We start from the raw sequence: 10,377 nt of genomic DNA, 5'->3' as shown, positions 1-10,377 counted from the left end.
CTTCCTGCGGCCCTGGGCCACCGTCCGGGTCTTGCGGATCTCGAACATCGCACCCCTTGAGCTGGGGTGTTGCGACGACCACTAGAACTCAAGGATGACCGGAGGGGGCCTTGCGATGGTGTCGGTCAGCGGATGAAGTCGGCTCCGACGATCACCTGGTCCTCGGGCAGGCTGTCGAGGTAGGCGTTGACACGCCGGTGATACTCGTCGGCCGCCGTATCGGGCGCCTGTGAGTCTGCCCAGGTGGGCCTGACCAGCCATGTCCCGTCGAGTTGGAGCAGACTGTCAGCCGTGACGGCCGGGTGCGGGCGCGCTCCACGAACGCATCCCGGTCCAAGGCGGCCAGGGCTTCCTGATCGGTCCAGGAGAGCCGGGCCTCCGCCAGGCTGTCAGCGATCTTGATGTGCGGCTGCTCCCTGAAGGTGATCCGGGCGTACTCGGAAGAATCGGTGGCAGTGAGGTAGTCGGCCAGCGGCCGGACCGGCGGCATTGCGGCTACGGCCTGGGTCCAGGCGTCGTGCAGGCGCGCTGCGCGGTCAGCGGCCTGAGTCCGGCGCGCCTGCAGATCGAGAAGGCAGGCTTTCGCCCGGTAGGCCGGCAGGGAAGCCAGCTACTCATGGAGTGCGTCACCGCCCAGGCGTGTGCGGACGATCTCCATGACCAGGGCCGGCCGCGTCTTGCCAGGGACGCTAGGCCAAGACGACGACCGTTACCGCATCGACCAGGCCGGCCTCACCTCTCCCGGCAGGGCCAGCTGGTCTCCTGGCATGTGAACGAGTTCCCCGGCCACTTGGGCATCGGTGCGAAGTTGCCCCAGCTGTTGCGAGCGGCCGTGGCAACAGCCGCAGACGCGCACGCAGTTCGGCCCGACGGCGGCCGGCCGAGCCAACGACCCGGCGGACTCGGCACGGCCTGCCTCCGCCACGTCACGCCCAGGCATGGGTGCGCTACGCGGTGGCCGGACAGGTGGGCCGCCGTGGGCCGGTCATGCGACCGGCTTGCGGTACCGCACGTACTCGTTCTGCCGCCGGAACCCCACACTCTCGTTGCCGTGCCGGTGTACAGCCGGGCCGTCGTTGCACCGTGCTCGCGAAGGCTTTGCAGCCGTCCAGGAGCAGGGCCCGGCCGATCCCGAGACGTCGCTGGTCTGTTCGGACACTCAGCTCCTCGAGCTCGCCCACGGTGCGGTCGTGACGACGGATGGAGCAGAGGGCCACTCCGAGCATGACCCGCCCGCTCCAGGCAGCCCGCCAGCAGGCCGGGTCGGCGGTGTCGACGAAGTCCTGGAAAGGCCATTTCTGGATGAAGCCGGTGTCCGCGTAGGAGTCGACGACCGTCTCCCAGGCCGCGCGGTAGTCGCCGGCCCTGATGGGGCCCGATCTCGGTCTTCGTCGGGAGCCTTTCCACATGAGGCGGCCCGCCCGCCTCGCACGGCAGGCGTGCCGGGCGGCACGTGGAGGAGCTGAACACGCCGTTGCAAAAAGCGAGCCGCAGCCATGCTCCAGGGGCACCGGCGGGGCTCCGGCTGTCCGGCTGTCCGGCTGTGATGGTGCCGCCGGACCCCCGCATCAGGCCGCTAGGAGCTGATGATCGCCTCACCCTGGACGTCGGAGGTCAGCGCGCCGCACATGCCTTGGACGCCGGAGGCGATCTGGCGGCCGACCTGGCCGCGGTCCGCCGGCGCACCGCCCGCATGACCGCGTCGCGGCGCCCTCGCGGGCGGCGATGGCCTCAGCGGTGTCCGCTCCGGCATCGCCGGCGGCGGGCGCGAGGTGGTCGTAGAGCGCCTGCAGTTCGGGGTCGGTGCCGCGGTGACGGTGACGGGCTGGACCTCGTCCTTGGCCCGCAACGGGCGCCAGCCGGCGCGTACATTGCTCGTCGACAAGGCGTAGAGAACCTGGGAACGGGGCAGATGATCGGGACGGTGTTCCGCAGCGACGACATACCCGTGTCGGATCGGCTCGATGGCTGGCGGCAGCTGCTCGACCGGACGCGCACCAGTGATGTCACCAGTTCCTACGCCGCCGACTTCCGGGCGGAGTGCCGCCTCATGGAGCTGGGGCCCATCATCGTGCTGCCGGTGTCATGCCTGCCGGCGCGTTACCGGCGAAGCGCGTGGGCGGTACGCCGCTCCGACCCCGAGCGCTACCACCTCTCGCTGCTCCTCGACGGAGAGATGGCCCTCGACCACGCAGGGCGTACCCACGCCTTCCAACCCGGGGACCTCCATCTGGTCGACAGCTCCCAACCGTTCGACCTGCGGATGGCAGGCGACGGGACGGGTGCCATGGTCAGGGGAGTGGGGGTGGACCTGCCGAAGGCGCTTCTACCGTTGCCTCAGCACCGGCTCCGTGAGCTGCTGGGGCGAAAGCTGCCGGGACAGCAGGGCGCCGGGGCGCTGCTGGTGGAGTTCCTCGTCGGGCTTCAGCGGCAGGCCGACACTCTCCGCCCCGCCGACGCGCCGCGCCTGGGAACGGTCGTACTGGATCTCCTCTCCACCTGGCTCACACACCTCGTTGACGCCCGGGAGGCCCTGCCACCAGAGAACCGCCGAACGGCGACCGTGCAGTCCGTGCTGTCGTTCGTCCGACAGAACCTGCACGACCCGGACCTGTCCCCTTCCACGATCGCCGCCGCGCACCACATCTCCCTCAGCTACCTCCACCGGATCTTCCATGAGCAGCCGCACGGCGAGACGGTAGCCGCCTGGATCCGCAGCCGACGCCTGGAAGGCGCCCGCCGTGACCTGGCCGACCCCGCGCTACGCGGCACTCCCATACACACCATTGCCGCTCGGTGGGGACTCCCCCACGCCTCTGGCTTCAGCCGGGCGTTCCGCGCCGCTTACGGACTCTCCCCAGCGGAGTTCCGGCGAGAGAGCCTGCTCGGCGGAAGCTGAAAGCCATCGAGGCGGTTCCGACGGCATGTGGACGCATTGCCAACAAGGTGTAGACCGCATGACAACGACAAGCAGACCGCCGCCGGGCATTCTCGACCAAGAAGCGGGCCGGAGGGACGGGCGCACAGACTCGCCGCGACGTGGCGGCGAGCGACACGACTCGCAGCCGCGCCCTGCCGACCGCTGAAGGGCGGCGTCTGCACCGCAGGGGTGTGCGACAGGGGCCCACGTGCGACAGCAAAGGACATGGAACATGAGTAAGCGATTCAGGATCGGCACCGTCACCGCGGTCGTCGGGGCCGTTCTGGCACTCGGCGCGACCCCGTCCACGGCAGCCCCCGCGCCCGCCGTCTTGGAGCGGACGCTGTGGCTCACCAGCACCCCCAACTCCTCCATGGCACCCGCGAAGCTGCACCGGGACATCTATCTGACCGCTGCCACCTACGGCTGGATGGAATACGTCTGCCAGGACGGCGTCTCCTGCATCGAACCGGAGCGGAGCATTGACCTGAAGAGCGGCTGGTACTCCTGGGACTGCACCCTCACACCGCAGAACGGCTACTACAACCAGAGCTGCTCGCTGCAGACTTCGGGCTGGCCCAAGGCCACATACGAGAAGAATTACATCACCCTCAGCCACTCCGCCAACTACGACGTCGGAAGCGCGCTCCGGGCGTACTGACAGCCTTCCATCCCACCGTGCGAGGCGACCGGATCACGCTGCCGGTAACCGTACCGACCCGAAGATCATGATCGACCGCTGCGGGCAGCTCTGACAGCCTGCCGACGAGAGGCTGCTCGGTGTCACTCGGGCAGCCCCGGTCCGGCGCACCGAGCCGAAAAACGGCCGCTGGCGAGCACAGGCGGCGGCATTGCGGCCGGAGCCCCGTTCGGGTGACGGGCACAGGTCATGCCGATGGTGGCCGTTGAAGATCGCCAGCGTCGGGCTGACCCGGTCGCAGACGCGCGACCTACTCGGCCGTCCAGAGGGAGCGTACCTCGAGGGCCTCCTGGGTCGGCCAGATACTGGCGATGTCGACGGCCGTGTTCCGGTCGGGGACCTCGACGAGCAGCTAACCGCCCAGAGTCTCCTCCCCAGTGGTGAACGGGCCTTCGGTCACCTCGGTGGTGCCGTCTGCGGCCCGGCGTACCGTCACCGGCGGCGTGGCCTCGGTCTCAAATGCCTCGCCGCCGACGACCAGGACACCGGCTTGGGCCTGCTCGCCCATCCATGCCTCGATCCTCTTGCGGTAGGCGAGCGGTCGTCCTGGATGGTGCGTCTGGATGCGTCGTTCTCGATTGACGACGATCGCGAACCTCAGGAACGTTCTCCTTGTCATGACGTGCGAGAGTGGGTGAGTGCCTGTTCTTGAGCCGGTCATGACATAGCGTGGTTTCGGCAGCCTTCGTTGACTCCGATTAGCGTCCGCGGGGGTGATCGAGATGGTGGAGGAGCAAGGCGAGCGACTCTTGCGGGTCTTGGCCGGCTGTATCGATGACGACGTGTTCCCGGTCCCAGGGCTCGTAGTCGCGGTTAAGAACCTGCTGCCAGTTGGGCAGCGGCAGGTCAGGGATGTCGATCGATCGCGTGGTCACGCGGTCTCGGTGCTCGTCCGGGTCTGAGCAGATGACTTCCACTTCGACGACGGGGGCGGCGGCTCGTGTTCCCACGCCCTGCCAGCTGTTGCGGGTGGCAGCCAGGGGGTTCACGGATTCCGCGATCACGGTGAGTCCTTGCCGGAGATGTTCCTCGGCCAGGGCGTATCCGATGACATAGCCAGCCGGTCCGACTGGGTGCTGTGCCAGGCCGGAGCGGACGATGGCCTGTTCGATGGTGTCGACGCGTAGGTGGACCGCGTCGATGCATGCTGCCAGTAGTCGGGCCAGGGTGGTCTTGCCTGTGCCGGGAAGTCCGCCGATCACGATGAGCATGTGCTCATCCTGCCGGAGCCGTAAGTGCCTGCGTCAGGTCCTTGCACGGCAAGTCGACTGGTCTGTTGATGCAGTTCAGGGGCTCGTCGCTTCGGGGGGATCTGCCCGAAGCGACGGCTGGGCCACGGATACCGCCCGCCGTACGGTGGTCGTATGGGCAGGGACGGAGTGCCCCGGTTGCGTCTGGTCGTCGTCCCGGTCGGCGGGGGCGGGCCAAGGCTGTGCCGGGAGTGTGGTGGGCCGTTGATGCCGTCGGCGAAGTCGACGGCGGTGTTCTGTGAGGCGTCCTGCCGTTCGAGGCACTGGCGGCGGATGCGTCGGGCGAGGGCTCGGACCGAGGCGGTGAAGGCCGGCGTGACGGCCTCATGTCCACAGTGCGGGGTGTCGTGGACGGTCGGGGTCGACCGCATGGTCTCTGCGGTGTACTGCTCTCCCGCCTGCCGCAAACGGTCATGGCACGCGCGGCGCGCGCGGTCCGGCGAGGCGTGAGCCTGCGCTTTCGATGGATGCGGGACCGCTTCGGGCGCCGGGGCCGTACGCCCTTCTCTGCCGGGCGAGGTGGTCGGATGGTGCGAAGTGACGAGCCTCCAGGGTGAGTTGCGCCACATACGGGTGTCGCACCAGGGGCTCGTGGGGGTGGTGTCCGGATGACCGGGATGGTCGGCAGTGTGACCCGGCAGCGCTACGACGAGCTGGTCAAGCTGGGGCGGGACTGGGTCGAGACGATGAGCAGCGTCCAGTGGCAGCTCGGGGACGCAGGCCTGGAGATCGAGCCGATGCGCTCCTACGGAGGCACCAACCCGTCGGGGAACGAGGAGTTGTTCACGGTCAGCGAGGCGATCCGGATGTTCGCCGAGGACGTCGGCCTGGCGTATTCGACGGTCCGGGACTACCGGTGGGTGGCCTCGCGCTGGCCGAAGGAACGCCGGCGGGCCGATGTCTCCCACACCATCTTCCACAAGATCCTCGCCTCCCTCCCCCGACGAGCAGGAACGGTTCGAGGCGGTGAACAACCCCCCGGCCAATCCGCGCGGCGGGCCGGCGCGCTGGACGCACGACAGCGCGAAACGGATCGTCGGCTGGAAGGTCGACACCCCCGAGAGCGTCCAGGAGAAGGTGGATGCGATCCACGACCTGGCCGCCGACGACCAGGTGGCCGCGCGGGTGGCCACCGACTTCCTGCGCCGTCCGGCGGTCGCCTCGAAGGCCATGTCCGACGACACCGCCAGGCACGCCGTGAACGAGGCGCAGTTCGACCAGTTCCGTCAGCAGGTCCAGTACGGGCAGGAGGAAGCCGCCGCGCAGCTGGACCGGCTGCGGCGCATGGAGCACAACACCCAGTTCATGGACCTGGTCGCGGTCTGCACGCAGTTCACCGTCACCGCCGGGAGGATCGTGCCGAACCTGCGCGGCGAGCCCTACGACGACGCCGAACGCGAGACGATCCTGCGGGGCCTTGCCCGGGTGCGGCGTCGGCGGACTGGATCGAGAACGCGGTCACCCGCGGCGAGGTCGACCTGGACGAGCAGCTTCAGAAGCTGCTGAAGGGCTCGGGCGAGTAGCGATGGGGCGGGGCGTTCCCGCTCACGTCCACGCCGAAGCCACCCTGTCCGCCCTGCTGGAGGGCCGTCCCGCCGGCCTGACGATCGTCCAGTTGATGGCGGCCACCGAGCGCACCCGCGCGCAGGTCCACACCGGGCTCGCGCACCTGCGGATGGTGGCCGCGGCGAAGGGGCTTCCGCCGGTGACTTGGGACAAGACGTGGGGATACCGGATGCTGGACGACGCGCCGGAGGTCTGGACCGGCTACGAGCGGGCGTCCTGACGAGCCCGCCGACTGCTGTTCGGCTCGGCGTCCATCGACGCTCAGCCGAACGGCTAACCCGATCACCACCCAGCTACAGAGCCTCGTGACCTGCGGAAAGAGGATGTGACACAGGCACTTAGCAGTGTGGGTTAGGTCCTGCCACGGCGGCTGCGGCACGGCCCCGGCGTGAGCAAACCTCGCCAGCACCAACCCTCGCCAGCACCTCCTCGGTCGTCCCCCTCAGCCTGACGATTTCTCGATCGCGCCTGACGGGCGCCGTGGCCCAGCGTCGGGATCGGGTCGTGCCCGGTCGGGTCATGCTTGGGTGAGCACGATCTTCTTACCGCCGGCCCGTCCGGTAACCACCCGCGCGAACGCAGCCGGTCCGTCGCTCAGCGGCAGGGGTTCCGGTGCGAGTTTCAAGGTTCCAGCGGCGGCCTGCTCCGCCAGCTGGACAAGCTGCGTGGCGTTGGGCTCGAGGTAGAGGTCCCAACTCGTGATGCCTCGTTCCTCCGCAGGCGCGTCCGAGGTCAGGGAGCACAGTCGGCCGCCGTCCCGCACCAAAGGCAGGGCGGCGTCCGCCGTGCCGGTGGCGATGGTGAGGGCGGCGTCGAAGCCGCCCCGTGCCTTGGCCGGCCAGTTCGGGTCGTGGTAGTCGATGACCTCCATCGCTCCCAGACCGAGCAGGCGCTCTGCGGCGGCAGCAGACGCGGTCGCGGTCACCTCGATGCCCTTGGCCACGGCGAGCTGGATGGCCAGGGCTCCGGTGGCTCCGCCTCCGTTGGTGATCAGGAGCCGTTGTCCTCGGCTGAGCTCCAGCTTCTCCAAAGCCTGCAACGCGGTGAGTCCGTTGACCGGCAGCGCTGCCGCGTGCACGGCGTCCAACCCGGGTGGGCAGGCTGCCGTGTGGTCCGCGCTGATCAGAACGCGTTCGGCCCAGAAGCCGCTTCCCCCGGGCAGCGGGGCCTCGTGTGCGAGCACCCGGTCGCCTACGGCAAACCCGGTGACACGCGCGCCGACGGCCAGCACCTTGCCCGCGCCCTCCACTCCCAGCGCCGCCGGGGGGCGCAGCCCGACGTCCCAACCAGCGCCATTTAGCAGTTCGTCCCACGGGCCGACCCCGGCCGCCTCAACCGCCATCAGGATCTGACCGGGCCCGGGAGATGACGGTTCGGGCAACTCCAGCAGGGCGACTTCATTCTCGGCCCCCGACACTCCGCACGCCTTCACAGCAGATCTTTGTCCTCTCACTCAGTCCGGCCGACCGGGAGGTGCGGGCCGGAAACCCAAAGCAGGCACCCGTGTCGACCTCGGGACCCCCTACAGAGGTCGCTCGTGGTCTCAGCCGCATTGGGGTGTCGAGCCTATGCAGCAGCGACCCGGACATGTCGCAAGGTTGCGTCGTGCCCTGGTCGGGGTGCCGTTGCCGAGGGCGGCGGATGGTCGGCTGGTGCTGGCTGTGGATGTCTCGCCGTGGCTGCGGCCGGACGCCGACACGTGTGCTGACCGGGCCTTTTGCCACACGTTCGGCCGGAGTGAGGCAAGCATCAGATGGTCCCGGGCTGGCCGTACTCGGTGGTGGCAGCGCTGGAGATCGGCCGCATGTCCTGGACGGCGGTGCTGGACGCGGTCCGCCTGGAGCTCGGCGCCGATGTCGCTGCGGCGACCACGGTGCAGATCCGCGAGGTCCTCGAGCGGCTGGTCGTCGACGGTCAGTGGTGGCCGGGTGATCCGGAGGTCCTGGTTGTGCTGGACGCGGGATACGACGCTCCGCGCATCGCCCACCTGCTGGCGGGGCTGCCCGTCGAGATCGTCGGGAGGCTCCGTTCGGACCGCGTGATGCGGCGGCCGACACCGCCGCGGGTCTACGACCCCAAGGGCGGCCGGCCGCCCAAGCACGGTGGCGAGTTCGTCTTCGGCGACTCGGCGACCTGGGGCACCGAGCAGGCCGTGACGGCGACGGACACCCGGCTCTATGGGAAGGCGACCGCGCAGGCGTGGGACCGGCTGCACCCGCGCCTGACCCGCCGGGCCGCATGGCTTGACCACAACGGCCCGCTGCCCATCATCGAGGGCACCGTCATCCGGCTGACCGTGGAGAAGCTGCCCAGCGGCGGGGTGAACAATGCGGTGGACCCTAGTAGGCGCCCATGCTCCCGTAGCACCGGCCGACGGCTCAGGATGGGCACCGGCAGCAACACCTAGCGCAACGGGGGGCATAGTGCCGGGCACGCAGTTTCGGGAGCACAGGCGCAAGTCACATGACCTGGCGGCCGGCCACGTCCCCGCCGGGATCGTCAGCGAGGACGACGGCCACCGTGATCCGCTTGCCCACCGGCTCCCGGTGAACCGCGAAGCTCTGGGACACCGCCATCACGATCTCCAAGCCGTGCTGACCCACCCGGCCCGGGTCGGCTGCCAGCACCGACGGCAGCGTCGTGCTGCTGTCCCACACGCTCACCTGAACGGCACCATCACTGATCTCTAAGTCCAGCAGACACGGCCCCGGCGCGTATTTGCGGGCATTGGTCACCAGCTCGCTCACCACCAGCTGCACCATGCCCATCGCCCGCTTCGACACCGGCAATCCATGCACAGCCTGCACAGACGCGAGGAAGTCGCGGGCCATGTCACGAGCCTCGGCGATCTCCTCACTGCCCTCGAACGCAGCGAAGACCGCGATCGGACGCTCAACGAGCGGCTCCTGGCCCTCATCGTGCCCAGCCAGGTCCATACATCCGCCTCAGGTCCGAAGCGCCGCTGGTTGCCCACCTCCGATACCCCCAAACCAACGACACAGTCGGCACAGGTCAGCCACCGAACGGTTACGCATCGTTACGCGTCCCAGTGGTCCATGGCCGGGACCCCTACTCGGTCGGGTGAAGACGCCGGGATTGGAGAACTTCTCTGATGGCCTGGGTGGAAGGCATAGACCGTGACCTGGGAGCTGCCAGAGCCGATGCTGAGCACCGCCGTGCCCGAACCCGACCTGCGGCCGGGCTGGGCCGCGGAGTCAAAGTGGGACGGCTACCGTGCCCAGCTCGCGTGCACGCGGGCGGGCGGGTGCTGCTGCGCTCCCGGCATGGGACGGACATGACGGCCTCGTTCTCCGAGATCCGGGCGGCGGCACTGGCGCAGCTGCCGGAGGACCGGGCTGGACGGCGTTATGTGACCTGTGGGGGTGTCTCAGGCGGCGCAGCTCCCATAGACGAGACGTGACGGGCGTCGCGGCCACGTGCCGCAGCGGCCGCTCAGAGGTGGCCGTCCAGGAACTTCCGTACCTCGGCGATGGTCATAGGCCCCGTGCCGTGCGCCACCGCCCCTCCCTCCTTCAGCAGGACGTAGGACGGGGCTCCGGTGATCCCGTATCGCTCGGTTGCGGCCGGACAACGCGTGATGTCGGTGCGGACGGCCGTCAGGCGGCCCGTGTAGTCGTCGGCGATGCCACCCACGACGAGGTCCATCACCCGGCAGGGCTCGATTGCCTTGGGCCATGTCCCGGTGAAGTATGCGAGGACCGGAACTCCGCTCATCCCGAGGATGAAATTGAACTCCGCGTCCTCACGGGGTCGGTGAACCCTCTTCGCCATGGAAGCTCCTGACCTCACGTTCCGTCATTCCATCCCTATCATCTCTCGCACGGTGTGCCAGGCCGGCCCGGTCGGTAGTCCGGCTGACCTGTCGGAAGGGAGGCACGGGGCCGTCGCAGAACCACGGTGGTCCCCGGCGCGAGCGGCCC

General features: G+C 69.1%; 9 protein-coding genes and 3 pseudogenes. 5 read left to right on the top strand and 7 right to left on the bottom strand.

Going from position 1 to position 10,377, the window contains the following annotated elements; genetic code table 11:
* Positions 1-985: 985 nt before the first annotated feature.
* Both AC07C1_RS39740 and AC07C1_RS39735 read right to left on the bottom strand, forming a co-directional pair.
* Positions 986-1,382: pseudogene (locus AC07C1_RS39740) on the bottom strand (GNAT family N-acetyltransferase); the annotation flags it as partial.
* Positions 1,383-1,576: 194 nt separating this feature from the next.
* Entirely contained in the window at positions 1,577-1,885 is a 309-nt protein-coding gene (locus tag AC07C1_RS39735) for a hypothetical protein (protein ID WP_478946996.1), read from the bottom strand.
* Between the two features lie 27 nt (positions 1,886-1,912).
* On the opposite strand from AC07C1_RS39735, the gene AC07C1_RS39730 reads away from it, so the two are divergent.
* The gene (locus tag AC07C1_RS39730; protein WP_478946995.1) at positions 1,913-2,899 is read left to right on the top strand and encodes a helix-turn-helix domain-containing protein; all 987 of its coding nucleotides are present in this window, start codon (positions 1,913-1,915) and stop codon (positions 2,897-2,899) included.
* Positions 2,900-3,152: 253 nt separating this feature from the next.
* On the top strand, positions 3,153-3,581 hold the full coding sequence (locus tag AC07C1_RS39725) for a hypothetical protein (RefSeq protein ID WP_478946994.1): 429 nt from the start codon (positions 3,153-3,155) through the stop codon (positions 3,579-3,581).
* Between the two features lie 391 nt (positions 3,582-3,972).
* On the opposite strand, the gene AC07C1_RS39720 is transcribed toward AC07C1_RS39725, so the two are convergent.
* Positions 3,973-4,239 (bottom strand): YciI family protein, encoded by a 267-nt coding sequence (locus AC07C1_RS39720; RefSeq protein WP_478946993.1) that lies wholly within the window; start codon positions 4,237-4,239, stop codon positions 3,973-3,975.
* A gap of 79 nt (positions 4,240-4,318) precedes the next feature.
* On the bottom strand, positions 4,319-4,831 hold the full coding sequence (locus tag AC07C1_RS39715) for a P-loop nucleotide/nucleoside kinase family protein (RefSeq protein WP_478946992.1): 513 nt from the start codon (positions 4,829-4,831) through the stop codon (positions 4,319-4,321).
* A 936-nt stretch (positions 4,832-5,767) separates the two neighbouring features.
* Between AC07C1_RS39715 and AC07C1_RS39710 the strand changes: the two are divergent.
* Both AC07C1_RS39710 and AC07C1_RS39705 read left to right on the top strand, forming a co-directional pair.
* A pseudogene (locus AC07C1_RS39710) lies at positions 5,768-6,393 on the top strand (DUF6192 family protein).
* 2 nt (positions 6,394-6,395) lie between these two features.
* Positions 6,396-6,656 (top strand): hypothetical protein, encoded by a 261-nt coding sequence (locus tag AC07C1_RS39705; RefSeq protein WP_478946991.1) that lies wholly within the window; start codon positions 6,396-6,398, stop codon positions 6,654-6,656.
* A gap of 297 nt (positions 6,657-6,953) precedes the next feature.
* Here AC07C1_RS39705 and AC07C1_RS39700 read toward each other — a convergent pair whose 3' ends face one another.
* Positions 6,954-7,853: an NADP-dependent oxidoreductase gene (locus tag AC07C1_RS39700; RefSeq protein WP_478946990.1), complete on the bottom strand. Its 900-nt coding sequence runs from the start codon at positions 7,851-7,853 to the stop codon at positions 6,954-6,956.
* A 151-nt stretch (positions 7,854-8,004) separates the two neighbouring features.
* On the opposite strand from AC07C1_RS39700, the pseudogene AC07C1_RS39695 reads away from it, so the two are divergent.
* A pseudogene (locus tag AC07C1_RS39695) lies at positions 8,005-8,843 on the top strand (transposase).
* Positions 8,844-8,895: 52 nt separating this feature from the next.
* On the opposite strand, the gene AC07C1_RS39690 reads toward AC07C1_RS39695, so the two are convergent.
* The gene (locus AC07C1_RS39690; RefSeq protein WP_478946989.1) at positions 8,896-9,372 is read right to left on the bottom strand and encodes an ATP-binding protein; all 477 of its coding nucleotides are present in this window, start codon (positions 9,370-9,372) and stop codon (positions 8,896-8,898) included.
* A gap of 517 nt (positions 9,373-9,889) precedes the next feature.
* Entirely contained in the window at positions 9,890-10,228 is a 339-nt protein-coding gene (locus AC07C1_RS39685) for a thioredoxin family protein (RefSeq protein ID WP_478946988.1), read from the bottom strand.
* Between the last annotated feature and the right edge of the window lie 149 nt (positions 10,229-10,377).

Source organism: Streptomyces sp. NPDC045022 (assembly GCF_056432605.1).
Note: the sequence above shows the minus strand (reverse complement) of the source record. Positions and strands in the feature narration are given on the sequence as shown.